This window comes from Cupriavidus oxalaticus, assembly GCF_016894385.1.
GTDB classification, from domain to species: domain Bacteria; phylum Pseudomonadota; class Gammaproteobacteria; order Burkholderiales; family Burkholderiaceae; genus Cupriavidus; species Cupriavidus oxalaticus.
In genome coordinates this window covers 1,533,204-1,558,674 of the sequence record NZ_CP069811.1, presented here as the reverse complement: position 1 = coordinate 1,558,674, position 25,471 = coordinate 1,533,204, and the positions used below count along the sequence as shown (strand labels likewise).

At 69.3% G+C, this 25,471-nt stretch carries 21 protein-coding genes and 3 tRNA genes; 12 read left to right on the top strand and 12 right to left on the bottom strand.

All coding sequences use genetic code 11. The features are described from left to right. Positions 1–38: 38 nt before the first annotated feature. Positions 39–1,355: an acetyl-CoA hydrolase/transferase family protein gene (locus JTE92_RS06850; RefSeq protein WP_063239193.1), complete on the bottom strand. Its 1,317-nt coding sequence runs from the start codon at positions 1,353–1,355 to the stop codon at positions 39–41. Positions 1,356–1,370: 15 nt separating this feature from the next. Continuing rightward, the gene (locus JTE92_RS06845) at positions 1,371–2,264 is read right to left on the bottom strand and encodes a MaoC/PaaZ C-terminal domain-containing protein (protein WP_063239194.1); all 894 of its coding nucleotides are present in this window, start codon (positions 2,262–2,264) and stop codon (positions 1,371–1,373) included. Between the two features lie 298 nt (positions 2,265–2,562). Between JTE92_RS06845 and JTE92_RS06840 the strand changes: the two genes are divergently transcribed. Further along, positions 2,563–3,729 carry an acyl-CoA dehydrogenase family protein gene (locus JTE92_RS06840; RefSeq protein WP_029048285.1) on the top strand — a complete coding sequence of 389 codons (1,167 nt, stop codon included), beginning with the start codon at positions 2,563–2,565 and terminating at the stop codon, positions 3,727–3,729. A gap of 567 nt (positions 3,730–4,296) precedes the next feature. On the opposite strand, the gene JTE92_RS06835 is transcribed toward JTE92_RS06840, so the two are convergent. Then, a complete protein-coding gene (locus JTE92_RS06835) occupies positions 4,297–5,034 on the bottom strand; it encodes an IclR family transcriptional regulator (protein ID WP_063239195.1) in 738 nt (245 codons plus the stop codon). A 131-nt stretch (positions 5,035–5,165) separates the two neighbouring features. On the opposite strand from JTE92_RS06835, the gene JTE92_RS06830 reads away from it, so the two are divergent. The 6 genes from JTE92_RS06830 (at position 5,166) to JTE92_RS06805 (ending at position 13,855) form a co-directional block, all read left to right on the top strand. Continuing rightward, a complete protein-coding gene (locus JTE92_RS06830) occupies positions 5,166–6,785 on the top strand; it encodes an acyl-CoA carboxylase subunit beta (RefSeq protein WP_063239196.1) in 1,620 nt (539 codons plus the stop codon). Positions 6,786–6,835: 50 nt separating this feature from the next. Continuing rightward, complete coding sequence (locus JTE92_RS06825; protein ID WP_063239197.1) at positions 6,836–8,005, top strand: acyl-CoA dehydrogenase family protein; 1,170 nt, start codon at positions 6,836–6,838, stop codon at positions 8,003–8,005. A 15-nt stretch (positions 8,006–8,020) separates the two neighbouring features. Continuing rightward, positions 8,021–8,866, top strand: a complete 846-nt coding sequence (locus tag JTE92_RS06820) for an enoyl-CoA hydratase/isomerase family protein (protein ID WP_063239198.1) — start codon at positions 8,021–8,023, stop codon at positions 8,864–8,866. Positions 8,867–8,999: 133 nt separating this feature from the next. Beyond that, positions 9,000–11,015 (top strand): acetyl-CoA carboxylase biotin carboxylase subunit, encoded by a 2,016-nt coding sequence (locus tag JTE92_RS06815; RefSeq protein WP_063239199.1) that lies wholly within the window; start codon positions 9,000–9,002, stop codon positions 11,013–11,015. Next, positions 11,012–12,826: an acyclic terpene utilization AtuA family protein gene (locus JTE92_RS06810; RefSeq protein ID WP_063239200.1), complete on the top strand. Its 1,815-nt coding sequence runs from the start codon at positions 11,012–11,014 to the stop codon at positions 12,824–12,826. The genes JTE92_RS06815 and JTE92_RS06810 overlap by 4 nt, the downstream gene beginning before the upstream one ends. A gap of 30 nt (positions 12,827–12,856) precedes the next feature. Beyond that, the gene (locus JTE92_RS06805; RefSeq protein ID WP_063239201.1) at positions 12,857–13,855 is read left to right on the top strand and encodes a Bug family tripartite tricarboxylate transporter substrate binding protein; all 999 of its coding nucleotides are present in this window, start codon (positions 12,857–12,859) and stop codon (positions 13,853–13,855) included. A gap of 236 nt (positions 13,856–14,091) precedes the next feature. On the opposite strand, the gene JTE92_RS06800 is transcribed toward JTE92_RS06805, so the two are convergent. From JTE92_RS06800 to JTE92_RS06785, 4 genes are read right to left on the bottom strand one after another with little or no spacing between them, the layout of a single operon-like run. Then, positions 14,092–15,243 (bottom strand): acyl-CoA dehydrogenase family protein, encoded by a 1,152-nt coding sequence (locus JTE92_RS06800; protein ID WP_063239202.1) that lies wholly within the window; start codon positions 15,241–15,243, stop codon positions 14,092–14,094. A gap of 9 nt (positions 15,244–15,252) precedes the next feature. Beyond that, positions 15,253–16,137 carry an SDR family oxidoreductase gene (locus JTE92_RS06795; protein WP_063239203.1) on the bottom strand — a complete coding sequence of 295 codons (885 nt, stop codon included), beginning with the start codon at positions 16,135–16,137 and terminating at the stop codon, positions 15,253–15,255. A 19-nt stretch (positions 16,138–16,156) separates the two neighbouring features. Further along, positions 16,157–17,173: a tripartite tricarboxylate transporter substrate binding protein gene (locus JTE92_RS06790; RefSeq protein WP_063239204.1), complete on the bottom strand. Its 1,017-nt coding sequence runs from the start codon at positions 17,171–17,173 to the stop codon at positions 16,157–16,159. Then, positions 17,170–19,332, bottom strand: coding sequence for an acetate--CoA ligase family protein (locus JTE92_RS06785; RefSeq protein WP_063239205.1), 2,163 nt, complete (start codon positions 19,330–19,332; stop codon positions 17,170–17,172). Before JTE92_RS06785 ends, JTE92_RS06790 begins: the two co-directional genes overlap by 4 nt. A gap of 285 nt (positions 19,333–19,617) precedes the next feature. Here JTE92_RS06785 and JTE92_RS06780 point away from each other — a divergent pair. The 3 genes from JTE92_RS06780 (at position 19,618) to JTE92_RS06770 (ending at position 19,879) form a co-directional block, all read left to right on the top strand. Beyond that, positions 19,618–19,693 (top strand) — tRNA-Asn (locus JTE92_RS06780). Between the two features lie 6 nt (positions 19,694–19,699). Next, positions 19,700–19,775 (top strand) — tRNA-Gly (locus JTE92_RS06775). A 29-nt stretch (positions 19,776–19,804) separates the two neighbouring features. After that, a tRNA-Thr gene (locus JTE92_RS06770) sits at positions 19,805–19,879 on the top strand. 60 nt (positions 19,880–19,939) lie between these two features. Here the strand turns inward: JTE92_RS06770 and tolA are convergent. After that, complete coding sequence (gene tolA, locus JTE92_RS06765; RefSeq protein WP_063239206.1) at positions 19,940–20,692, bottom strand: cell envelope integrity protein TolA; 753 nt, start codon at positions 20,690–20,692, stop codon at positions 19,940–19,942. A gap of 183 nt (positions 20,693–20,875) precedes the next feature. On the opposite strand from tolA, the gene JTE92_RS06760 reads away from it, so the two are divergent. After that, positions 20,876–21,520 carry a TetR/AcrR family transcriptional regulator gene (locus tag JTE92_RS06760; RefSeq protein WP_063239207.1) on the top strand — a complete coding sequence of 215 codons (645 nt, stop codon included), beginning with the start codon at positions 20,876–20,878 and terminating at the stop codon, positions 21,518–21,520. A 7-nt stretch (positions 21,521–21,527) separates the two neighbouring features. Beyond that, on the top strand, positions 21,528–22,637 hold the full coding sequence (locus JTE92_RS06755) for an alkene reductase (RefSeq protein WP_063239208.1): 1,110 nt from the start codon (positions 21,528–21,530) through the stop codon (positions 22,635–22,637). Here the strand turns inward: JTE92_RS06755 and JTE92_RS06750 are convergent. From JTE92_RS06750 to JTE92_RS06735, 4 genes are read right to left on the bottom strand one after another with little or no spacing between them, the layout of a single operon-like run. Beyond that, positions 22,619–23,032 (bottom strand): response regulator transcription factor, encoded by a 414-nt coding sequence (locus tag JTE92_RS06750; protein WP_084254605.1) that lies wholly within the window; start codon positions 23,030–23,032, stop codon positions 22,619–22,621. The genes JTE92_RS06755 and JTE92_RS06750 overlap by 19 nt on opposite strands. 45 nt (positions 23,033–23,077) lie before the next feature. Then, positions 23,078–23,356 (bottom strand): XapX domain-containing protein, encoded by a 279-nt coding sequence (locus JTE92_RS06745; protein ID WP_063239209.1) that lies wholly within the window; start codon positions 23,354–23,356, stop codon positions 23,078–23,080. Between the two features lie 26 nt (positions 23,357–23,382). Continuing rightward, positions 23,383–25,014: an MFS transporter gene (locus tag JTE92_RS06740; protein WP_063239392.1), complete on the bottom strand. Its 1,632-nt coding sequence runs from the start codon at positions 25,012–25,014 to the stop codon at positions 23,383–23,385. Positions 25,015–25,019: 5 nt separating this feature from the next. Further along, on the bottom strand, positions 25,020–25,460 hold the full coding sequence (locus tag JTE92_RS06735; protein WP_063239210.1) for a DoxX family protein: 441 nt from the start codon (positions 25,458–25,460) through the stop codon (positions 25,020–25,022). Between the last annotated feature and the right edge of the window lie 11 nt (positions 25,461–25,471).

Below are 25,471 nucleotides of genomic sequence, written 5' to 3'. Positions count from 1 at the left end.
TTGGAAATTCTGTTGGGTAGGCCGGGGCAGGCGCCCGGTCAGGTCGTGCCTGCCATGGCAACGAAAACCGCGCCGCACTGGCGCAGCAGGGCGTGGGCCTGGCGCTCCAGGTCTTCGCGGTGTTCCGGGGCGGCAATGGCCAGCATGCGGCGCACGCGTTGCGACAGGGTCTGGCCACGCAGGTCGGCGACGCCGTGTTCGGTGACGATCAGGCCGGCATCCGAGCGCGGCGTGCTGACCGGGCCCGACAGTTGCGCCACGATGCGGCTCGCGCCCTTGGCGGTCGCGGGCAGCGCCACGATGGGCAGGCCGCCGCGGCTGCGCGCGGCGCCGCGCAGGAAGTCCACCGCGCCGCCCACGGCGCCGACATAGACGCCGGCGGCCACTTCGGCATTCACCTGTCCGGTCAGGTCGACCTCGATCGCCGAATTGATCGCCGTGAGCTTGTCGAGGCTGGCCAGCACCTCGGGGTGATGCGTGTAGCTGGTTTCGCGCAGCTGCAGCTTCGGATTGCGGTGGGCCCAGCGGCGCAGGCGCTCGCTGCCCATCAGGATGCCGCCGATGCCGATGCCGGTATCGACGGTCTTGCGCGCGTTGGTCAGCACGCCCGCCTCGGCCAGCACGGCAATGCCGTCGCCGACCGCGCCGCTGTGCAGGCCCAGGTCGCGGCGGTCGTGCAGCGCGGCCACCACCGCCTCCGGCAGGTTGCCGATGCCCATCTGCAGCGTGGCGCCATCCTCCACCCAGCCGGCGATATGGCGGGCGATCGCCTGTTCCGCCGGGCCGGGGGCGCTGCGGTCCAGGCTGATCGGCGCATGCGCGGCATCGACCAGCAGGTCGATCTGATCGGCGGTGAGGTGGCGGCTGCCGTAGGTCCATGGCACGTCCGGGTTCACCTCGGCGACGATCACGCGGGCGCGGTCGAGCGCCGCGGGAATGTACTCATGCACCAGGCCCATGCTGTAGCGGCCTGCCTCGTCGGGCGGCGACACCTGCACCAGCACCACGTCCGCGCGCAGCGCGCCCTGGCGGATCAGACCAGGCAGGTGCGAATAGTGGCTGGGCACGATGTCCAGCACGCCGGCCCTGGCCAGCGCGCGATGCGGGCCGCTGGCGGCATAGCCGAAGAAATCGATCACGTCCGCCTGCGCCGGCTGCAGCGTGTCGGACTGGCCGATGCCGACAAACACGCTCAGCCGCCCGCCCCGGGCCAGCGCGTGGCGGTGCTCGACCAGCGCGCGCGTCAGCGTCAGCGGCTCGGCGGTGGCCTGGCCCCACCAGATATGGTCGCCGGGGCGCAGCAATGCCCGCAGCGCGGCGGCAAGGTCGTTGTTATGCACGGTAGCGGAATGCATGGCTCGGCAACAGGATCAGGCGATCTCGGCGCAGCCGTGGCTGAGCACTACCTTGTCGCGTTCGGCAACGCGGGCGCGCACCTGGAAGTGATTGGCGCTTTCGGACGTGCGCCAGATCTCGGTGACCAGCGTCTCGCCGGGGAACACCGGCGCGGTGAAGCGGATATCCAGCGCGCGCAGGCGGGCGGGATCGTGGTCCGCGCACTGGCGCACCAGTGCATGCGCGACCAGTCCGTAGCTGGCCAGGCCGTGCAGGATCGGGCGCTCGAAGCCCGCTGCCTTCGCGACGGCCGGGTCGGCATGCAGCGGGTTGAAATCACCCATCAGGCGATACAGCAGCGCGGCTTCGGGGCGGATTGCCTGCGTGTCGGTGAAGTCCGGCGCGCGGTCTTCCGGCGTCGGGCGCAGCGCGGGCAGCGGATCGTCGCTGGGCTGGCCGCCGTCGCGCTGGCTGTAGCCGCCGTCGCCGCGCAGGAAGCTGATCTGCTGCACCGTCGCCAGCAGTTCGCCCTCCGCCGTTTCGAGCCGGCGTTCGGTCACCATGATCGCGCCCTTGCCTTCGCCCTTGTCGGTCAGGTGCGTGATGCGGTTATGGCCGACGATGTCGGCGCTGGCCGGCAGCGGGCGGTGCAGCCGCATGCGCTGCTCGCCATGCAGCAGCTTGACCCAGTCGATGCCGGTATCGGCCTCGCGCGCCCAGAAGCCGGGATAGCCCAGCACCACCGCCTGCGACGGCAGTGTGCGCAACCCGCCCGCGGCGCCCTCGAACACGAAGGGCAGGGCGGCCGCGTCCAGCGGGTCGTTGCCCAGCCCGAGGCTGAGTGCGTACAGCATGGTGTCGCGCTCGGTATAGCGCTGGCGTACGGGGGCGAACGGTCGCTGCTTGAGGTGCTGGTAGCTCACTGCCATGTGCGGGTTCCTATGTCTTCATCAGGAGATAGCCGTGAGCATGTGGCCAAAGTGGGCTTTGCGCTATTTGACAATGCCAAGGGCCGGCTTTGGCGATTGCGAAAACGGCATGCCCTGGCCTCCGGATGCCGGCCTTAAGCGCCGTGGAAGGCGCGCTTTCGCAATGGCTGATTGCCCGGGGCGGCGATCGCAGCGACTATTGCGGCCAACACAGCCCCGGTTCCCATGGTCCATCCCATGGGACCGAAGCGCCGCAAACTCAGTCCGCAATCCCGTCAGCCCAAGCCCACGACGCGCCATGATCGAACAGACCCAATCGAACAACTACCAAGAAATCCGCGACGCCGTGCGCGCGCTTTGCGCCGAGTTCCCGGATGAGTACTTTCGCAAAGTCGACGAGCAGCGCGCCTACCCCGAGGCCTTCGTCAACGCGCTGACCGCGGCCGGCTGGCTGGCGGCGCTGATCCCGCAGGAATATGGCGGCTCCGGCCTGGGCCTGACCGAAGCCTCGGTCATCATGGAAGAGATCAACCGCAGCGGCGGCAACTCCGGCGCCTGCCACGGCCAGATGTACAACATGGGCACGCTGCTGCGCCACGGCTCCCAGGCGCAGAAGGAAAAGTACCTGCCGAAGATCGCCTCGGGCGAATGGCGCCTGCAGTCGATGGGCGTGACCGAGCCCACCACCGGCACCGACACCACCAAGATCAAGACCTCGGCGGTCAAGAAGGACGGCCGCTATGTCGTCAACGGCCAGAAGGTGTGGATCAGCCGCGTGCAGCACAGCGACTTCATGATCCTGCTGGCGCGCACCACCGCGCTCGCCGACGTGAAGAAGAAGAGCGAAGGCATGTCCATCTTCATGGTGGACCTGCACGAGGCGCAGAAGAAGGGCCTGACCGTGCGGCCGATCCCGAACATGGTCAACCACGAAACCAACGAACTGTTCTTCGAAGACCTGGAAATCCCCGAGGAAAACCTGATCGGCGAGGAAGGCAAGGGCTTCAAGTACATCCTGGACGGCCTCAACGCCGAGCGCACCCTGATCGCCGCCGAGTGCATCGGCGACGGCTACTGGTTCATGGACCGCGTCACCAAGTACGTCAGCGAGCGCGAAGTCTTCGGCCGCCCGATCGGCCAGAACCAGGGCGTGCAGTTCCCGATCGCCGAGTCCTTCATCGAACTGGAAGCCGCCAACCTGATGCGCTGGAAGGCCTGCGAACTGTTCGACAAGCACGAGCCGATGGGCGCCCAGGCCAACATGGCCAAGTACCTGGCGGCCAAGGCCAGCTGGGAAGCCGGCAACGCTTGCCTGCAGTTCCATGGCGGCTTCGGCTTTGCCTGCGAATACGACGTCGAGCGCAAGTTCCGCGAGACGCGCCTGTACCAGGTTGCGCCGATCTCGACCAACCTGATCTACTCGTACGTCGCGGAACACATCCTGGGGCTGCCGCGCTCGTTCTGAGCGGTAGAAGCGGTAATCGATGCAGCTTTGGGCCGGCGCGCTGTCGCGCCGGCCTTTTTGCGTTCGCTGGCGCTGGCGTCAAATGCGTGCAGGCAGCGAGGGCGCGCTTGATGCCGCTTGCGCGTGCGGTTCAGGCGGCGATCGTAAGACCCGTGTCGAAGGTCTGCCGTACATCGAGCCGTTGCTTGAGCAGCCCAACCGTAAGCGCGCCGCAGGCGAAACCCAACGAATAAAACCGGCACTCCATATGCGCCACGGCGGCGCGTGCCGGATTGCTGACGCCAAAAAAGGAGCCACGCTCCGACGTCGGGGCGTGGCCCGGAATGCCGACCCTCCCTCTGGCCGGCGGGGGAATTTATTGTTCTGGCACCAGGACTGATTCCGCCTTCCCATGAAGGCGGCTGGCCCGGCCGATGCCAGGGCGGCGGGCGCGTTCTTGCGTATCCCTGTTTGCGTCACCATTGAACGCCGTCGACATGGTGTGGCTCTGTGCGGCCCCTGACAGAGACGCCAAGAAATACGAGGGCGAGGTGCGCCGCCGCTCAGTCCGCCGCCATCCCGCGCTTGCTACGCAAACATCGCCACGATGATCCCGCCCATTTCATGCCGGCGCGCCGCGGACATCCGCGATGCGGTCGAGACGATGCTGATGGCCGCATCCGCGCCCATCGCCAGCGGCAAGGCGTAGCCCACGCCCGCCACGCCTTCCGCGCCGGCCAGCGCGTAGCCCAGCTTGCGGCTGCGCTCGACGCCGCGCATCAGCCTGAGCAGGCTCAGGCCGCTTGCCTCGTACTCGGCGCGATGGCGTTCGTAATGCGCGCGGACCGCATCGTTGTCCATCTTGGCCAGCAGCGCCATGCTGCCGGTGCCCTGGCCCAGCAGGCGCGAGGTGCCGGTCAGCATGTGGAAGGTCTTGATGCGGTGGCTGCCTTCCTCGGTATGCAGGCAATGGCCATGGTCGCCGATGCGCACGATCAGGAAGACGGCGTCGCCGGTCAGCCGCGCCAGTGCCTTCATCTTGCTGACGAGGGCGCTGTTGGGCGGCGGCCGGTTCATCGCGCGCAGCCCGAGCGCCATCGCCGCGGTGCCGAGGTGATAGCGCTTGCCGGCCGATTCGCGCTCGATATACGCGCCGGCTTCCAGGAAGCGCGCCATGCGGTGGGCGGTGGTGCGGTCGATGCCGGCCATGGCGGCGAGGTCGGGCAGCGCCACGCCGGTGTCATGGTGTTCGGCCAGCAGCTGCAGCAGGGCGAAGGCGCGCGCCAGGCTCTGGACGCCGCCGGGGGCAGGGGATTTTGGGGGCATGGCTGGATGCGCCGGCGGCGCCTCGCTGGTTAGGCAGATTGTGCACATTATGCACAATCTGAGCGATTGCGGTTGTCGCGGCGGGCGCCGTGGTTTGCAATCCATCCATCCCGGAACCACAGGCACGCGCCATGATCCCCATCGAATCCCGCATTGACCCGTCCTCCGACGCCTTCGCCGGCCAGCGCGCCGGCATGCAGGCGCTGATCGACCGCCTGCACGGCCTGGAGCAGCGCGCCGTGGCCGCGTCCGAGCGCTCGCGGCCCACCTTCGCCAGGCGCGGCGCGCTGCTGCCGCGCGAGCGCGTCGGCCGCCTGCTCGACCCGGGCGCGCCGTTCCTGCCGCTGTCCACGCTGGCGGGCTTCTGCATGGACGACCCCGACCCGGAGACGTCGATTCCCGGCGGTTCCCTGGTGGCCGGCATCGGCTTCGTGTGCGGCGTGCGCTGCATGGTGCTCGCCACCGATTCCGGCATCGATGCCGGCGCCATGACCGAGGCCGGCAACATGAAGCTGGTGCGCTGCCAGGAGATCGCGCTGGAGAACCGGCTGCCCTTCATCCACCTGGTGGAGTCGGCCGGCGCCAACCTGCGCAAGTACCGCGTCGACAAGTTCGTGCGCGGCGGCGCGATCTTCTACAACCTGGCGCGGCTGTCGGCGGCAGGGCTGCCGGTGATCACGGTGGTACACGGCTCGTCCACGGCCGGCGGTGCCTACATGCCCGGCCTGTCCGACTACGTGGTGATGGTGCGCAAGCGCGCCCGCGCCTTCCTGGCCGGCCCGCCGCTGCTGAAGGCCGCCACCGGCGAAATCGCCACCGACGAGGAACTGGGCGGCGCCGACCTGCACGCCGCCACCACCGGCCTGGCCGAGTACCTTGCAGAAGACGACGAGCACGCCATTGCCACCGCGCGCGATATCGTTGCCAGCCTGGACTGGCCCAGGGTAGAGCCCGAACCGGCACAGCCGGCGCGTGCCCCGCGGCTCGACGCGTCGGAACTGGACGGCGTCATGACGCTGGACATGAAGCGCCCGGTCGACATGCGCGAGGTCATCGCGCGCATCGTCGACGATTCGGCGTGGCTGCCGTTCAAGCCCGACTATGGCCCCGGCACGGTGTGCGGCCATGCCCGCATCGAAGGCAATACCGTGGGCTTCATCACCAACAACGGCCCGATCGATCCGGCCGGTGCCACCAAGGCCGCGCAGTTCATCCAGCTGTGCAACCAGTCCGGCACGCCGATCGTCTTCCTGCAGAACACCACCGGCTTTATCGTCGGGCGCGCGTCGGAAGAGGCCGGCATGATCAAGCACGGCTCCAAGATGATCCAGGCGCTGTCCAACTCCAGGGTGCCGCAGATTACGCTGTACTGTGGGGCCTCGTTCGGCGCGGGCAACTTCGGCATGTGCGGGCGGGGCTTCAAGCCGCGCTTCTGCTTCTCGTGGCCGAATGCACGCACGGCGGTGATGGGCGGCGAGCAGGCCGCCATGACGCTGGAGATCGTGGCGCGCCAGCAGGCGGCGCGCAAGGGCAAGGCGGTCGACGAGGCGCAGCTTGCCGGCCAGACCGCCGAGATCGTCGCCAACTTCGAGCGGCAGGCGAGCGCCTTCGTCACCAGCGGGCTGCTGCTGGACGACGGCGTGATCGATCCGCGCGACACGCGTGCGGTGCTCGCCTTCGTGCTGGCCACCGCGCGCGAGGCGGCGCTGCGCCAGCCGCATGCCATCCAGTTCGGCGTCGGGCGCTTCTGAGCGCCGCCGCCCCCAGACAAGCAGAACGCAACGAAATCCAGGAGACCAGCATGCTTTACACCGAAGACCACCGCAACATCATGGACAGCATCCGCCGCTTCGTTTCGGCGGAGATCGATCCCTTTGTCGACGAATGGGAAGCCGCCGAGGTGTTTCCGGCGCACGAGCTGTTCAAGAAGATGGGCAACCTCGGCTTCCTCGGCATCACCAAGCCGGTGGAGTACGGCGGCATGGGGCTCGACTTCTCCTATGCCGTTGCCGCCGCCGAGGCGCTCGGCTATGCGCGCGCACAGGGCGTCGGCATGGGCGTGGGCGTGCAGACCGACATGGCCACGCCCGCGCTGACCGCGTTCGGCTCCGACGAACTGAAGCGCGACTACCTGGCGCCCGCCATCGCCGGCGACATGGTGTGCTCCATCGGCGTGTCCGAGGCCGGCGCCGGCTCCGACGTGGCCTCGCTCAAGACGCGCGCGGTACGCGACGGCGACGACTATGTCATTTCCGGCTCCAAGATGTGGATCACCAACGGCACCCAGTCGGACTGGATCTGCCTGCTGTGCAACACCTCCGACGGGCCCGTGCACAAGAACAAATCGCTGATCGTGGTGCCGATCAAGGAAGACGGCAAGCGCGTGCGCGGCGTGGAAGTGCAGAAGATCAAGAAGTTCGGCATGTGGTGCTCGGACACCGCGCAGATCTTCTTTGACGAAGTGCGCGTGCCGGTACGCAATCGCATCGGCGAGGAGGGCATGGGCTTTATCTACCAGATGAAGCAGTTCCAGGAAGAGCGGCTGAACGGCGCGGCGCGCCGGCTCGCCTGCACCGCGCTGATCGAGGAAACCGCCGAGTACCTGCGCCAGCGCATCGCCTTCGGCAAGCCGCTGCTGGACAACCAGTTCATCCAGTTCAAGCTGGCCGAGCTGAAGACCGAGATGGAGGCGCTGCGCGCGCTGGTCTACCTGGCCACGCAGACCTATATCGCCGGCGGCGACGTGGTCGAGCTGGCGTCAATGGCCAAGCTCAAGGCCGGGCGCTTGTCGCGCGAGGTGGCCGACTGGTGCATGCAGTTCCAGGGCGGCATGGGCTACACCTGGGACAACCATGCGTCGCGCGCGTACCGCGATTTCCGGCTGGGCTCGATCGGCGGCGGTGCGGATGAAGTGATGCTGCAGGTCATCGCCAAGCAGATGGGCCTGATGTCGCGCGAGTCCCGCGGCTGAAAGGCAGGAGCCGCCATGACCGAGCCATTGCAAACCGAACCCGTGATCGTGCGCCGCGCCGGCGGCGTGCTGTTCGCCACCCTCAATATCCCGGCCACGCGCAATGCGCTGGCGCCCGAGGTCGTTGCCGCGCTGGCGGCGGCGGTCGAGCAGGCCGAAACCGACGCCGAGGTGCGCGCGCTGGTGCTGCGCGGCGCCGGCGGCATGTTCAGCGCCGGCGGCAATGTCGGCAACTTCCAGGCGCGGCTCGATGCCGATGCCAGCCGGGAAGACCCCGTCGCCACCCGCAACCGCCAGTTCGGCTATTTCATGCAGCGGCTGAGCGCGCTGCCGGTGCCGGTCATCGCCGCCGTGGACGGCGCCGCGATGGGCGGCGGCATGGGCCTGGCGTGCGCCGCCGACATCGTGCTGGCCACGCGCGACGCACGCTTCGCGCTGTCGGAAACCACGCTCGGCATCATCGCCGCGCAGATCGCGCCGTTCGTGGTACAGCGCATCGGCGCGGCTGCCACGCGGCGCCTGGGGCTGACCGGCGAGCGCATCGGCGGCGAGGCCGCGGTGGCGATCGGGCTGGTCGACCAGTTGGCCGCCGACAGCGCCGAGCTGGACGCGCTGGTGGCCGAATGGCTGACGCGCATCGGCCGCTGCGGGCCCAATGCCAACCGCGTGTTCAAGACGCTGGTCAGCCGCTGCGGCCAGGAGCCGGCGGGGCCGCTGCTGGACGAAGCCTCGCGGCTGTTCGCCGAATGCATGCGCAGCGAGGGTGCAGAAGGCGTCGCGGCCTTCCGCGAGAAGCGCGACGCGAACTGGACGGTGCGCTTCGATGCCGATGCCGTGCGCACCGCGCAGTCGAGCCGATAGCGCCAGAACATAGCGATAACACCAGACCTGCGACCATCATTCCCGCGCAGGCGGGAATCCAGCGTCTTTCAAAGTCACTGGATCCCCGCCTGCGCGGGGATGACGCGAAGAGGCCTACAAACAGGATTCCCCCATGTCTGCAACCAGCCGACCCTTCCATACGCTGCTCGTCGCCAACCGCGGCGAGATCGCGGTGCGCATCATGCGCACCGCGCGCCGCCTCGGGCTGGCCACCGTGGCCGTCTACTCCGAGGCCGACCGCCACAGCCCGCACGTGGCGTTCGCGGACCGCGCGGTCTGCATCGGCGCCGCGGCGCCGCGCGAGTCGTACCTGAACATCGCCGCCATCATCGCGGCCGCCCGTGCCAGCGGCGCCGACGCCATCCATCCCGGCTACGGCTTCCTGGCCGAGAACGCGGGCTTTGCCGAAGCCGTCGCCGCGGCCGGGCTGGTCTTCGTCGGCCCGCCTGCCGAGGCGATCCGCGCCATGGGCAACAAGGCCGAGGCCAAGCGACTGATGCTGGCCGCCGACATGCCCTGCGTGCCGGGCTACCAGGGTGCGGCGCAGGACGACGCCACGCTGCTGGCCGAAGCCGGTTGCATCGGTTTCCCGCTGATGGTCAAGGCCGCGGCGGGCGGCGGCGGGCGCGGCATGCGGCTGGTGCGCGAGGCAGCGGCGCTGCCCATGGCACTGGCAAGCGCGCGCTCCGAGGCCGCGGCCGCGTTCGGCTCCGACGAGCTGATCCTGGAGCGCGCGGTGATCGCGCCGCGCCACGTGGAGATCCAGGTCTTTGCCGATACCCAGGGCAACGCCATCCATCTGGGCGAGCGCGACTGCTCGGTGCAGCGCCGCCACCAGAAGGTTATCGAAGAGGCGCCGTCGCCTGCGGTCGGCCCGGCACTGCGTGCGCGCATGGGCGAGGCCGCGGTGCGCGCGGCAAAGTCGATCGGCTATGTCGGCGCCGGCACCATGGAGTTCCTGCTCGATGCCGAGGGTAACTTCTACTTCATGGAGATGAACACGCGCCTGCAGGTCGAGCACGCCGTGACCGAAGCCATCACCGGCTTCGACCTGGTCGAATGGCAGCTGCGCGTGGCGGCGGGCGAGCCGCTGCCGGTGACGCAGGACCAGGTGAAGCTCAACGGCCACGCCATCGAGGTCCGCCTGACCGCCGAGGACGTGCCCGCCGGCTTCCTGCCGCAGGGCGGCCCGCTGCTGCGCTGGCGCCCGCCTGCCGCCGGCCGCGACGTGCGTGTCGACCACGCGCTGGAAGAGGGCGGCGCCATCCCGACGCATTACGACTCGATGGTGGCCAAGCTGGTCGCCCATGGCGCCGACCGCGAGGAAGCACGCCGCAAGCTGCTGCGCGCGGTGGAGGACTGCGCGCTGCTGGGCGTGCCGAGCAACCAGGGCTTCCTGGCCGACTGCCTCGCGCATCCGGCCTTCGCGGGCAACGACGTGCACACCGGCTTCGTCGATGCGCACATGCAGGGCGCGCTGCAGGCGCCGCTGCCGCCGCTGCACGTGATGGCCAGCGCCGCACTGGCCACGTCGGGACTGCTCGGCGACAACGGCAAGCCGGCCACGCTCGCGCGTGCCGCCGCCAGCGTGGTGCTGTACGCGGCCGGCACGGCGTGGGAAGCCACCTTGCGCCTCGCCGCCGAAGGCTGGCGCGTGATGCTGCGCCAGCGCGAAAGTGACCAGCAGCCCGGCCAGCAGCCGGCCGCCTGCGCGCTGCGCGTGCTGCGCGCCGATGGCGACGCCGGCACGGCCCTGGTCGAGTGCGACGGCGTGGCCTACCCGCTGGTATTCGCCGCCGACAACCAGGTGCTGCACCTGTTCCAGTCCGGCCGCGCCTGGCAGTTCCCGCTGCACGACCCGCGCCGCCGCCGCGATGCCGGCGATGCCGACGGGGTCCTGCAGGCGCCGCTGACAGCGCGCATCGTCGCGGTCCACGTGGCCGAGGGCGAGCGCGTGGCAGCCGGCCAGCCGCTGGTCGTGCTGGAGGCAATGAAGATGGAGCACACCATCGCCGCGCCGTTTGCCGGCGTGGTCGCTGAACTGCCCGCGCGCGCCGGCGGACAGGCCAGCGCCGGTTCGCTGCTGGCGCGCGTCGAAGCCGATGTGGCGGCGAAGGAGCCAGCATGAGCGAACTGACAAATGCCATAGTGGCCGACGCCCGCGCCGGCAAGACCGTGCGCATCGGCGGCGCTTCCGGCTTCTGGGGCGACTCCGCCATCGCCACGCCGCAGCTGTTGGCCGTGCCCGGCCTGCAGTACCTGGTCTACGACTACCTGGCCGAGACCACCATGTCGATCCTGGCGCGCGCCCGCGCCAAGGACCCGGCGCTGGGCTACGCCACCGATTTCGTGCAGGCGGCGATGGGGCCCAACCTGGCCGGGATCCTGCAGCGCGGCATCCGCGTGGTCGCCAACGCCGGCGGCCTCAACCCGGCAGCCTGCCGCGACGCGCTGCTCAAGGTGGCCGCGCAGCAGGGCCTGAAGCCGCGCATCGCCGTGGTCACCGGCGACGACGTCCAGCCCGGCTTCGCGCAATGGTGCGCCGACGGGCTGACCGATCTTGCCGGCGGCCCCGTGCCGACCACCGAGCCTTGGTCGGCCAACGCCTACACCGGCGCGCAATGCATTGCCCGCGCGCTGGCGCTGGGCGCCGATATCGTCATCGCCGGGCGCTGCGTCGACAGCGCCGTGGTGGTCGGGGTGCTGGCGCATGAGTTCGGCTGGGACTGGACCGACTGGGACCGCCTCGCCGCCGGCACGCTGGCCGGCCATGTGATCGAATGCGGCGCGCAGGCCACCGGCGGGTTGTTCACCGACTGGGAGCGCGTGCCCGGCTGGGAGCGGATGGGCTACCCGGTGATCGACTGCGCGCACGACGGCAGCTTCGTGCTGAGCAAGCCGGACGGCACCGGCGGGCTGGTCGACCCGGCCGCGGTCGCCGAGCAGGTGCTGTACGAGGTCGGCGACCCCGCCAACTACCTGATGCCGGACGTGACCTGCGACTTCCGCATGGTCCGCACCGAACTGGTCGAGCCGGGCCGCGTGCGCGTGGATGGCGCGCGCGGCAGGGCGCCCGGCACCCACTACAAGGGCAACGCCACCTGGCAGGACGGCTTCCAGATCAGCCTGATGATGGCGATCCGCGGCATCGACGCCCCCGCCAAGGCGCGCCGCACCGCCGACGCGCTGCTGGCGCGCACCCGCGCCATGCTGGCCGAGCGCGGCATGCCCGACTACACCGAGACCGTGGTCGAGCTGCTGGGCTGCGAATCGCAATATGGCCCCCATGCGCGCGAGCTGCCAACGCGCGAGGTGGTGCTGCGCATCGGCGCACGCCATCCGCTGGCGCGGGGCCTGAGTTTCCTGCAGCGCGAATGCTCGTCGGCGGGAACGTCGATGGCGGCCGGCACGCGCTCGTCCTTCGCGGGCCGCGTCGATATCCAGCCGGTGGTGAAGGTGTTCTCCTTCCTCGTGCCCAAGGCGGACGTGCCGATGCGCGTGGAATTCGAGGGCGGCGTGATCACGCTGCCGAATGCCGCAGTCAACGGCACACCGGCTGCGCCCGCCGCGCTTGACGGCGCGGCGCTGCCCCCGATTCCCGACGAGCCGCGCGTGCAGCGGCCGCTGGTCGCGCTGGCCTGCGCCCGCAGCGGCGACAAGGGCGACGACGAGAACATCGGCGTGATCGCGCGCAAGCCGGAATATCTGGCACTGCTGCGCGAGCAGCTGACACCGCAGGCGGTGCGCGCGTACTTTGCCCACCTGGTCGAGGGCGAGGTCGAGCGCTTCGACGTGCCCGGCCTGCATGCGCTGAATTTCCTGATGCATGGCGCGTTGGGCGGCGGCGGCGTGGCCAGCCTGCGCTCCGACCCGCTGGGCAAGAGCTATGCGCAGATGCTGCTCGATTTCCCGCTTTCCGTACCGCGCAGCTGGGCATAGACCCGGCCAACCCTGACAAGGAGGAGACACATGACCCGATCCAAGCGCAACGCGCACGTCCGCCGCCTGCTGACGCTGGGCTTGCTCGCCGGCAGCCTCGCCGGCGCCATCCCGGCCATGGCGCAGGGCGACGCCTATCCGAACCGGCCGCTCCGCGTGGTGGTGCCGTATACGCCCGGCGGCGTGTCCGACGCGGTGACGCGGCTGGTGATGCAGAAGCTGGCCGAGCGCATCGGCCAGCCGGTGGTGGTGGAAAACCGTGCCGGCGCGAACGGCATGATCGGCTCGGAAAATGTCGCAAAATCGGCGCCGGATGGCTATTCGCTGCTGGTAGTGGTCGCCGCCCACGCGATCAACCCGAGCCTGTACGCGAAAATGAGCTATGACCCGGTCAAGGACCTGACCGGCGTCAGCATGATCGGCCGGATTCCGCTGCTGCTGGTCGGCAGCGCGCAATTGCCGCCGACCTCCGTCAAGGAGCTGGTGGGCTGGGGCAAGGCCAATCCGGACAAGATGACCTTTGCCTCGAGCGGCACCGGCTCCGGCGCGCACCTGGCGGGCGAGCTGTTCGCGCAGGCGGTCGGCATGAAGATGACGCACGTGCCGTACAAGGGTATCTCGCCGGCGTTGCCCGACCTGTTCTCGGGGCAGGTCGCGGTGATCTTCGATTCGGTGCAGACCATGATGCCGCAGGTAAAGGCGGGCAAGGTGCGCGCGCTGGCGATCACCAGCCCGACGCGCTGGCCGGCCGCGCCGGATGTGCCGACCATGGCCGAGGCCGGCTTCCCGGCAGTGACGGCGGGCAGCTGGATCGGCCTGCTGGCGCCGGCGAAGACGCCGCCGGCGGTGCTGGCGAAGCTGTCGGCGGACATGGATGCCGTGCTGCACCAGCCCGACGTGCGCGCGCGGCTGATCGACTATGGCATCGATCCGGTCGGCGGCAAGCCCGAGCAGTTCCAGGCCTTTATCAAGGCGGAAGCGGTGCGCTGGGGCGAGGTGGTGAGGAAGAGCGGGGTGAAGCTGGAATAGGCGGGACTTGCGCAGGGCAAGCGCCCGCGGCGGAAGCCGCGGGCGCGAGGCTGCTGACAAAGTCAAATGCTGCGAATGTTGTCTCCCCTCTCCCATTTATGGGAGAGGGGCGGGGGAGAGGGCAGGCGTTGCCACGAAGTGAGGCGCTACAGTGCTTGCCATGCGCCTGCCCTCTCCCCCAGCCCCTCTCCCGCAAGCGGGAGAGGGGAGCAAACAGCCTGGCATGCGCGAGTCTTTTAAAGCCCCAACTGCTTCGCCGCCAGGTCCTTCATGATTTCCTCCGCCCCGCCGCCGATCATCATCACCTTGACCTCGCGATACAGCCGCTCCACGCGGCTGCCTCGCATATACCCCATCCCCCCGAGCAGTTGCACCGCGCGGTCGGCGCAGAACTGGAAGGTCCGCGTGGCCATGTTCTTGGCCATCGCGATCTGCGCCACCGGCGCGGCGCCGTCGTCCAGGCGTGCGGCCAGGTCGTCGAGCAGGGCGCGCGTGGATTCGATGCGGGTGGCCATGTCGACCAGCTGGTGGCGCACCACCTGGTGGTCGGCCAGCCGCTTGCCAAAGGTGTGCCGCTCCCGCGCCCACGCCAGCGCGTCGTGGAAGCAAACCTGCGCATAGCCGCAGGCCGCTGCCGCCAGCGCCAGGCGCTCGTGGTTGAAGTTGCGGGTGATGGCGGCAAAGCCCTTGCCTTCCTCGCCGACCAGGTTTGCCACCGGCACGCGGCAGTCCTCGAAGAACAGCTGCGCGGTGTCGGACGCCCACCAGCCCATTTTCTTCAGCGGGATGCGCATCAGGCCCGGCGTATCGCCTTCGACCAGCAGCAGCGAAACGCCGCTGGCGCCCGGGCCGCCTGTACGCACGGCGACGGTGATGTAGTCGGCGCGCATGCCGGAGGTGATATAGAGCTTGGTGCCGTTGACGACGTAGTGGTCGCCCTCGCGGCGCGCGCTGGTCGACAGCCGGGCCACGTCGGAGCCCGCGTCGGGCTCTGTGATCGCCAGCGCGGAGATCTTCTCGCCCGACAGGATCTGCGGCAGCACGCGCGCCTTCAGCGCCTCGCTGCCTACCGCGGCAATCGGCGGCGCGCCGATGGTGTGCGAGAACAGCCCCGAGGCGATCCCGCCCGAGCCGCCCCAGGCGCGCTCCTCGAACAGGATCATGCGGTAGAAGGCGTCGCACGGCGCGCCACCGTATTCCTCGGGGAAGCCGGGTGCCAGCAGCCCGGCTTGCGCCGCCTTGCGGTACAGCTCGCGCGGGAAGCTGCCGGCTTCATCCCAGGCCTCGGCATTGGGCGCGACTTCCTTTTCAAAGAAGCGCCGCACGCTGGCGCGGAACGCTTCATGGTCCGCGCTGTAGTGGCGCGGGTTGGGCGGTTGCAGGGTCATGGTGTTCGCTTACTCGTTGGACGGCGTCAGGCATTGCGGCAGCGTGTAGAGCGGGAAGCCGTTGTACGGCTGCGAGCGCTGGTGCTGCGGCTGCGGCCAGGTGTGCTTGGCGTTGGGCACGCCGCCGTCGACGCGCAGGGTCGAGCCGGTGATGAAGGCCGCCGCCGGCGACAGCAGGAACACCACCGCGGCGGAGACCTCGGCCTCGGTGCCCAGGCGCTGCAGCGGCACCTTGCGCGCCAGCTGGCGGATCTTGGCCTGGAATTCGGGCGGATAGGTGTCAAAGCCGCTGGACGCGATCCAGCCCGGCGCCACGGCGTTGACGCGCACACCCGCGGCGGCCCATTCGCACGCCGCCGTCTCGGTGAACGACAGCATGCCGGCGCGCGCCGCGCCGGAATGGCCCATGCCCGGCATGCCATTCCACATGTCGGCAATGATATTGACGATGGCGCCGCCGTTGGCTTCCATCCATTGCGTGAAGCATTCGCGCGCCACCAGGAAGCCGCCGGTCAGGTTGTTGCGCACCACGGCTTCCCAGCCCTTCAGGCTGATGTCGCGCAGCGGCGACGGGAACTGCCCGCCGGCGTTGTTGAACAGGCCGTCGATGCTGCCGTGGGCCGCCAGCACCGCGGCCACGGTCTCGCGCACCTGCGCCTCGTCGCGGATATCGCAGCTGTGCAGCGTCAGCCGGCCTGCGGCGTCCGGCTCGGCGGCGATGATTTCCGCGCGGACCTGTTCCAGCTTGTCCAGCTTGCGGCCGGCGAGCGCCACGCGTGCGCCCAGGCTGGCCAGTTCATGCGCGGTGCAGCGGCCGATGCCGCTGCCGGCGCCGGTGACCAGCACGGTACGGCCGGCAAACAGGCCGGCGTGGAAGACGGATCGATATTGCATGCGGGCTCCGGATGAGGCGTCAAGGGTTGGCAGTCAGGCCCAGGCGCTTGACCAGCTTGCCCTGGCTTTCATAGCGCTGGCGCGCGAAGGCGGCGTAGTCGGCGCTGTTCAGGTAGGCGTTCTCCTGGTCGAGCCGCTCCAGCAGCTTCTGCATCGCCGGCTCGTTGAGCGCCTTGCGGAAGGCGTCGTGCAGCACCTGCACGGCCTGCGCGTCCATGTCGCGCGGGCCGGCGATGCCGAACGGCGAGGTCGATACGATGTCGACGCCGACATCGCGCAGCGTCGGCACGCGCGGCCAGCGGCGCGAATGCTCGGCGGTCCAGAGCACCAGCCAGCGCGCCCTGGCGCTGTCGACATACGGGCCGATGCCGCCGGCCGTGACGCCCAGGTCGATATGTCCGCCCATCAGCGCGGCGATGATCTCGGACTCGCCCTTGTAGGGCACGTGGTTGAACTGGACGCCGAGCTTCTGCCCGATCTCTTCCATGGTCACGTGCATGGTGCCGTTGGTGCCGGTGCTGCCGTAGCTGATCTTGCCGGGACGGCGCCGCGCATCGTCGATCATCTCCTGCCACGATTTCCACGGCGCGTCAGCGCGTGCCGCGACGCCCAGCGTGTAGCCGGTCAGGTGGATCACGTAGGTGAAGTCGCGCAGCGGGTCGTATTGCGTCTTCTGCAGGTGGGGCAGCCGGAACACCGGTTCCGGGATCACCGTCAGGGTGTAGCCGTCGGGCCTGGCGCGCGCGACCACGTTGGCGCCCAGCACGCCGGCGGCGCCGGGCTTGTTCTCCACGACGACGGGCTGGCCCAGCGTCTTGCTGGCGCTGTCGGCCAGCGTGCGCACCAGCGTGTCGGTGGCGCCGCCGGCCGCGAACGGCACGATCAGCGTGACCGGCCGCGCGGGGAAATCGGCAGCCCGCGCGGCGCCCGAGGTCAGCATACCCAGCGTGCCCAGCGTGCCCAGCGGCGCCAGGGTGCCCAGGCCCAGCAGCGCCAGCGTGTCGCGGCGGCGGGTGTCGATGGTGTCGTCTCTCATTGCCGGTCTCCGTCGTGGTTCGGCTGCTGCGTCAGCACCAGTGCATCGAGCGCGACCGCGCCGCGGCCGGCTTCGCGCACCAGCAGGGGATTGACTTCCATTTCAGCGAGCGAGCCGCCGAGCGCCATCGCGGCGTCGGACAGCGCGGCAATGGCGTCCGCGGCCGCGTCGATGTCGGCGGCGGGCTTGCCGCGGAAGCCGGTCATCAGCCGGTAGCCGCGCAGGCTGGCGAGCATCTCGCGCGCCATGGCGCGATCCACCGGCAGCAGGCGGTGCGCGACGTCGTGGAAGACCTCGGTAAAGATCCCGCCCAGGCCGACCGTCATGGCCGGGCCGAACACCGGGTCGCGCGTCACGCCGACGATCAGCTCGCAGGCGCCGCTGGCCATCTGCTGCACCAGCACGCCGCGCTGGCGCGCATCCGGCTTGGCGTGCGTCGCGGCGGCAACCACTGCTGCGGCGGCTTCCCGGACCTGCTGCGCATCGCGCAGTCCCAGCCGCACGCCGCCGACCTCGGTCTTGTGGGCAATATCGGGGCTGAGCACCTTTACCGCTACGGGGAAGCCGAGGCTCTCGGCGGCGCGGGCGGCATCGGCGGGAGTGGCCGCGACGGCTTCCACGCCGATCGGCACCCCGAAACCGGCGAGCCAGTGCTTGGCCTGATACTCGTCCAGCGGGCCAGCAGGCAGTTGTTCGGCGCGCGGACGGTCGGCGGCCTGCGCGCGCAGCGCCATCCAGTGCGCGGTCCGTGCCTGCGTTCCGAGCCAGCCCACATACGTGCCCAATGCCTTGGCTGCACGCGCCACATCCGGGAACAGCGCCACGCCGGCCGCCGCCAGCCTTGCGCGGCTGGCCGGCTCGCCGGTGGTCGCGACGACGATCAGCCGGTTGGTCTTGCCCGCCACATCGATCAGCTCATCCGCCACGCGGTCGAGCAGGTAGGCGGTGGCGTACAGGAAGATCACGTCGACGCCGTCGACCGCCGCCAGGTTGTCGAGCACCGCATAGGCGAGGCCGCTGCGGTTGAACAGCTGGCCGGTCAGGTCGACCGGGTTCGCCACCGAGCCGATCTCCGGCACGGCGGCCTGCAGTCGCTGCTGCACCGGCTCGGGCAGGCACGGCACGTCGAGGCCGGCGGCGCTGAGCAGGTCGGCGGAGAGCGCGCCCATCGCACCCGACACCGATGCCACCACCACGCGGCGGCCCGCGCTGCGCTGGCGGAAGCCCGACAGGAAGGCCAGGTCGGTCAGGTGGGTCGGATCGCCAGCCTGCATCGCGCCGACCTGGGCAAAGGCGGCGCGGTAGATGGCCTGGTTGCCGGCCAGCACGGCGGTGTGCGACTGCGTGGCCGCGGAACCGGCCTCGCTCTCGCCGGCCTTCAGCACGATCAGCGGCTTGTCCGCCGCGCGCAGCCGCGCCGCGGCGTCGATAAAGCGCGGGCCGCTGCGCAGGCCCTCGACGTAGCCGACCACGGCACCGGTCCGGGCATCGTCGGCCAGGTAGGCGAGGTAGTCGGCGTAGTCCAGGCAGGCTTCGTTGCCGGTATTGATGAACTGGTGGAAGCCCACGTCCATCTGCCTGCCGGTGGCATAGACGATGGCGCAGACATTGCCGCTCTGCGTCAGCAGGCTGACGGCGCCGGGGCCGTCCTGCGGCGGGTAGGCGCGGAAGGTGGTGGCAAAGGCGGTGATGGCGCGCGTGGTCAGGTTGGCCAGCCCCATGCAGTTGGGCCCGGCGATGGCCATGCCGCTCTCGCGCGCGAAGGCGGTCAGCGCGGCCTGGCGCGCGACGCCGGCTTCGCCGGCCTCGGCAAAGCCCGACGCATAGAGGATGGCGGCCCGGATGCCGCAGGCATGGCAGCGCTGCAGCTGCGGCAGCACTTCGTCGGCGCCGAGCGCCAGCACCGCGACGTCCGGCACCGCCGGCAGGGACTCCACATCGGCATAGCAGGCCAGTCCGGCGATCTCCGCATAGCGCGGATTGACCGGGTAAACCTGCCCCTGGTAGCCGAGGCGCTGCAGGTGGTCCAGCGCCACGCCGCCGATGCGGCTGGTATCGCGCGAGGCGCCGATGATGGCGATCGAGGCGGGCTCAAGCAGCTGCGCCAGTGCGGTGCGATCGGCGCGTTCCGGTGGCCGCGCCGTGTTGGGAATAGGCATCGTTGTCTCCATCCTTCCTCTGCCGGAAGGTGACCCGATTCAAGCGTATCGGGTGGGCGGGGACAAGCGAGCAGGCGCCCGGTGTGCACAATGTGCACAAATTCCAGGATCGGCCGGCAACGGTGATACTGCAACGGCGTGCTGGAAGATGTGGGTTGCCTCAAGCGCAGCGCCGCACCAGCCTGCCAATGACGTCACCACGTTCTGCGGATTTTTATCGTTGCCCCCTTTCAAAACCCGCCAACGTTGTTGTAGAATCCGCGCTTCGCTGAAAACGCGATGAATTCCCCGATAGCTCAGTCGGTAGAGCGACGGACTGTTAATCCGCAGGTCCCTGGTTCGAGCCCAGGTCGGGGAGCCAAAGTACGCGGGAGTAGCTCAGTTGGTAGAGCGCAACCTTGCCAAGGTTGAGGTCGCGAGTTCGAGACTCGTCTCCCGCTCCAGATCTTCCGGTCTTCGCCGGAGCGTGTGCGCCCATGTGGCTCAGTGGTAGAGCACTCCCTTGGTAAGGGAGAGGTCGGCAGTTCGATCCTGCCCATGGGCACCACCCCCTTTGTTTTCCCCTCTTTTTTCCCCTCTTTGTTTTTCGTCTCGCACGGCGCCGCGGCTAGCCGCCCTGGTCCTTCGGCCAGAACGTGATGTTGATGTTCGAGGGCGCGACACCGTTCTCGTCGCGCGGCAGCGGATCCGAGCGCGCGACCGCGCGCAGCACGGCGTTGTCCCACCCGGGGTTGCCGCTTGACCTGGCCAGCCGCGTCGACAGCACCGAGCCGTCCGGCGCCATATGCACCGCCACCACCGCCGCCGGATTGCCGGGGACATCATCGTTGAAGATGATGTTCGGCTTGACCCGCTGCCGGACCCGTTCGGCATAGCCCGACGAAGGCCGCGCGGAGGTGCCGGAACCGGTCCCCGCATTGGCGCGGCCCGCCTGTGCCTGCAGGCGTGCCAGTTCGCCCTGGCGTCGCGTGTTGTCAGCCTGGCGTTGTTCTTCCTGGGCCTTGCGTTGTGCTTCCTTGCGGGCCGCGTCGGCGCGGGCCTGGCTTTCACGCTGTCGTGCCTGCTGCGCCTCGTCGCGGGCGGCACGTTCGGCCTTGCGCTGCTTTTCCTGCAGGGAGATATCGGCGTCCTCCTCGACGGGCTTTGGCGCCGGCGCTGGCTTGGCCGCCGGCGGCGGCGCGACCACTTCAGGCACGGATTCCCACAATTCGGCTGAGACACCTTCCGGCATCGCGCTGCGCCAGCGCACACCGTAGTAGAGCAGGGCGCCCAGCAACAGGTGCATCAGCAGGGCCAGCAGGAAGCAGCGCGTGGTGCCCCGTTCCGGCACCGGCTGGTAGGGATAGGCGGCAGCTTGCATGGCGGTGGCTGCGGCGGAACATGGGCCGCTTGTCCAGGAGTCAACTTCATTTTATGAAGTGCGGCCTGCCGAACCAAGGCAGAGGGAACGGCATCTGCACCCCCAAAACCGCATTGCAGGTGGCGAATTCGCTGCCTGGCTGGTGTTTGACTTTTTAAGACGACTGGTCATATTATTCAAGCCATGGCCCGCACCGCAGACAAGACCGACATTCCGAACCGCCTGACGAAGGCAGGGCGCGAACTCTTTTCGCGCCACGGCTACAACGCCACCGGCATCCAGCAGATCACCGACCATGCCGGCGTGCCAAAGGGGTCGTTCTACAACCATTTCGACAGCAAGGAAGCGTTCGCCGCGGCGATCATCGCGCAGTACGCGGCGTACCTGCAGCGGTCGTGGGAAGCCATGATGGAAGCGGCGCCGCCGCAGCCGATGGCGGCGATCCGCTATGTCTTCGAGCAGATGATTGCCCACCACGAAGCCAAAACGGAGCGCGCCGGCTGCCTGGTCGGCAACTTCGCCGCGGAAATCGCCTCGTCCAGCGACACCTGCCGCGTGGCGCTGCAGGCGGCGCAACTGGCCTGGCGCGAGCGCCTGGCCGGGATGATCGCCGACGCCCAGGCGGATGGCGCCATCCGCACCGATATCGCGGCCGCCGAACTGTCAGGCCTGGCCTGGGATACCTGGGAAGGCGCCTTGCTGCGCATGAAACTTGAACGCTCGGCCGCGCCGCTGCGCCGCAGCGTCGACCTGATGTTCAACCACCTGTTCCAGCCGGCCGCTGCTGCTTCTGCTGCTGCGGCCGGCCAATCACCAACCTCGGAGTAAGCCATTCATGGGTGCACAGAACGAAGCCTTTCTCGCCGATGCGCTGTTCCAGCCGGTCAAACTGGGCAAGCTTGAACTCGCCAACCGCATGGCCATGGCGCCGCTCACGCGCAGCCGCGCCGACGACGACCTGGTGCCGACCGACATGGTGGTCGAGTACTACAGCCAGCGCGCCAGCGTGGGCCTGATCATCGCCGAGGCCACGCAGGTCTCGACCACGGCCCAGGGCTACACCAATACCCCGGGCATCTATACGCCGGAGCAGATCGCAGCCTGGAAGCAGGTGACCGACGCCGTGCACGCGAAGGGCGGCCGGATCTTCCTGCAGATCTGGCACACCGGGCGCATGTCGCACACGCATTTCCAGCCGGACAACCAGGCGCCGGTGGCGCCGTCGGCGATCGCGGCCAACGCTAAGACCTTTATCAACGGCCAGGGCTACGTCGAGTGCTCGCTGCCGCGCGCGCTGGAGGTGGACGAGATTGCCGGCATCGTCGATGACTTCCGCATCGCCGCGGCCAACGCCATCCGCGCCGGCTTCGACGGTGTCGAAGTGCACGGTGCCCACGGCTACCTGCTCGACGCCTTCCTGCGCGACGGCACCAACCAGCGCACCGACGCCTATGGCGGCAGCGTCGAGAACCGCGCGCGCTTCCTGCTCGAAGTCATGGCCGCGGTGATCGCGGAAATCGGTGCCGACCGCGTCGGCGTGCGCCTGGCGCCGGTGTCGCCGGTCAACGATGCCATGGAAAGCGACCCGAAGCCGCTGTTCGAGCATGTCGTGCGTGAACTGGAAACGCTGCACCCGGTGTATATCCATGTGGTTGAGGGCCACACCGGCGGCCCGCGCGACAACGTGCCGTTCGACTATGAAGCGCTGCACCGCCTGTACAGCGGCGTGTGGATGGTCAACAACGGCTACTCGAAGGAAATGGCCGAGGAAGCCATCCGCAGCGGCCGCGCCGACATGGTGTCGTTCGGCCGCAAGATGATCACCAACCCGGACCTGCCGCGCCGCTTCCGCGAGAACCAGCCGCTGAACCAGCCCTTCGAGGACGCATCGCTCTATGGCGGCAGCGGCCCGCACGGCTACGTCGACTATCCGGCGCTGGCCTGACCCTGGCCGGGGCGTGAAGGCCTCCGGTGCATCGCCAGCGCATGCTCGATGCACCGGAGCACCTCGGTATCGCCGAACGGCTTGCTGAGGAAGCAAGCCGCGCCGGCGTCCCGTGCGCGTTGTGCGAAGTCCTCTGGGTCGAACACCGTCATGAAAATGACCGGCATGCGCAAGCCGCGCGCGCGCAGCGCGTCACACAGCGCAAAGCCATTCATGCCGGGCATCTGCACATCGGTGATCACGCAGTCGATGCCGTCGATCGACGGCGACTGCAGCAACGCCGGCCCATTCGCGTACAACTCCACCGCCATGCCAAAGGCGCGCACCAGCCCGCCCATGGCATGCCGCACGGCCGCGTCGTCGTCGACGATGGCAATGACCGGGGTCGCATTCACACGGACTCCCTGAGGCCCTTGAGCCAGGCGCGTGACCGGTGCCGGTCAGTGCGTTGTGTCGTCCGCGGGCGTCTTGCTGGCGGCGTTCAGCGTGGGGCCGGGAGCGCCGGTGATCTTGGGCACGCATTCCGAATGGAACCATGCAATGGTGACCGGCTCGCCGGCGAGCAGGCGCTTGATCGGCGGCACCACCTGTTCGCCGATCAGCATGCCGAGCAGGCCGATCAGCGCCACCACGGGCGGCGCCGGCGAACGGACCTGCATCAGCGCGTAGATGATGCCGACGAGGATGCCGGCGCCGAGGGAGACAAGGTAAAGCTTCATCGGAAAGCCTCCAGCAAGAATGAGGATCAGTGATGCGCCGCTGGGGCAGGCGGCAATCCAACGCCGAGCAGGTGCCGCACGCGCGGCGGCTTGTCGCCGACATGGAAGCGGGTGACCTCGCGCTGCAGGTCGGCATCGGCATGCGGCACGCGCTCGTGCTGGCGCAAATGCTCGGCCCACGATTCGACCAGGAACCACTCTGTCAGCAGCTCGGGGTCGGCCGGGTCTTCCATCACCCCCCAGTTGAAGGCGCCGTCGCGCAGCCGTTCTTCGGAAAGCTGGTGGACCGCGCGCAGGAAGGCGTCGCGGTCTGGCGCGCGCACGCAGTACTCGATCAGGATCATGACCGGGCCGCGGTCATGCGCGATATCGGCGGCGCCTTCGGGTTCGGGCCAGTGCCGTGCCGGCCCCAGGTCCTCTTCGCCGCGCGGCAGGCGCAGCCGGTGCAGCAGCAGCGCTGCCGCCAGCATGCCGGCCGCCGCCACCAGCAGCCCGCCGGGCGTGCCCAGCGCCTGCGCGACAAAGCCCCACACCAGGCTGCCCGCCGCCATCGCGCCGTTGAACACCATCTGGTAGACCGCGAGCGCGCGGCCGCGTACCCAGTTGGGCAGGATCGCCTGCGCCACGCCGCCCAGCGTCGTCAGCGCGATGATCCAGGCCGCGCCCAGGAACAGCAGCAGCAACAGTGCGATCCAGACGGGCGGCGCCACGCATAGCCCGGCCATCACCACCGCGGTGGTGATGGCAGACAGCAGCATCAGCCCGTCGGCGTCCAGCCGCCGCTGCAGCCGCGGCATGACCAGTGCGCCGAGGATCGCGCCCAGCCCGACTGCGCCCAGCAACACGCCATAGAGGCTGGCGCCGCCTTTCAGCAATTGCCTGGCCACCAGCGGCAACAGCGCCCAGATGCTGCTGCCGAAGGCAAAGTGCACCGCGGCCCGCGCCAGCACGACATGCAGCTTGCTATGGGCGCGGGTAAAGCGCAGCCCGGCGCGGAACGCGCCCAGGAAATGCTCGCGCAGCGGGTCGGCCGCGCGCGCCGGGCGTTTCCACCACAGCAGCGCGGCGACCACGAAGACATAGCTGAGCAGGTCCATGCCATACGTGACGGCCGCGCCGAACGCCGCGAGCAGCAGGCCGCCCATGGCAGGGCCGATGGCGCGGGCGATGTTGACACCCAGCGCGTTGAGCGCGACCGCGCGCTTGAGTTCGTGCTGCGGCACCAGCTCGGGCACGATCGACTGCCACGTCGGCCCCATCAGCGCCGCGCCGATGCCGCCCAGGAAAGCCATGCCGATCAGGATCTCGATCGTCAGCGCATTGCGCCAGGCCAGCATCATCAGCGTGCCGCTGACCAGCGCCAGCCCGATCTGGATCGCGATCAGGAAGCGGCGCCGGTCGAGGATGTCGGACAGCACGCCGGCCGGGATCGCCAACAGGAACACCGGCAATGTCGCCGCAGCCTGGATCGTGGCGACCGCGGCCGGCGACGAAGACAGGTCGGTGGCCAGCCACGCGCTGGCCACGTCGCGCATGAAGCTGCCGACGTTGCCGAGGATGGTGGCCGCCCACAGCACGGCAAACGTGGCCTGCGCCAGTGGTGCGAAGGTGCCGCCGCCGGCGGGGCGGGAAGGGGAGTCCGTTGCTTGCTCAGCCATCTTGGTCAACCATGCCTGGATGCGCGCTCGCGCAGATCGTGCCAGGCCACCAGCAGGAAGCCGCCGGCCAGGCCGAGGTGCTCGAAGAACGCGTTGGTCATCATGAAGCGGGCTTCTGGCGGGACTTCCCAGAAGCGGTTGGCGATAAAGGTCGCGCCGACGGTGAACGCCGCCAGCGCCAGCGCGCCCAGCCAGCGCCACCAGCCCAGCAGGATCATGGCGCAGGCGCCCAGCTCGAGCACGATGATGCCGATTGCCATCGGCACCGGCGGATGCAGCCCGAAGTGCCGCATCTCGGCCACCGCGCCGGCAAAGTCGGCCAGCTTGAACAGGCCGCCCTGCAGGTAGGCCGCGCACAGCAGCAGCAGGGCCAGCCAGTGCATCCAGCGCGGCAGGCCGGCGGTGCCGGTGGACGCCTGGGGAACGGAAGTCATCGGTTCAGGCATGGCCGGTCTCG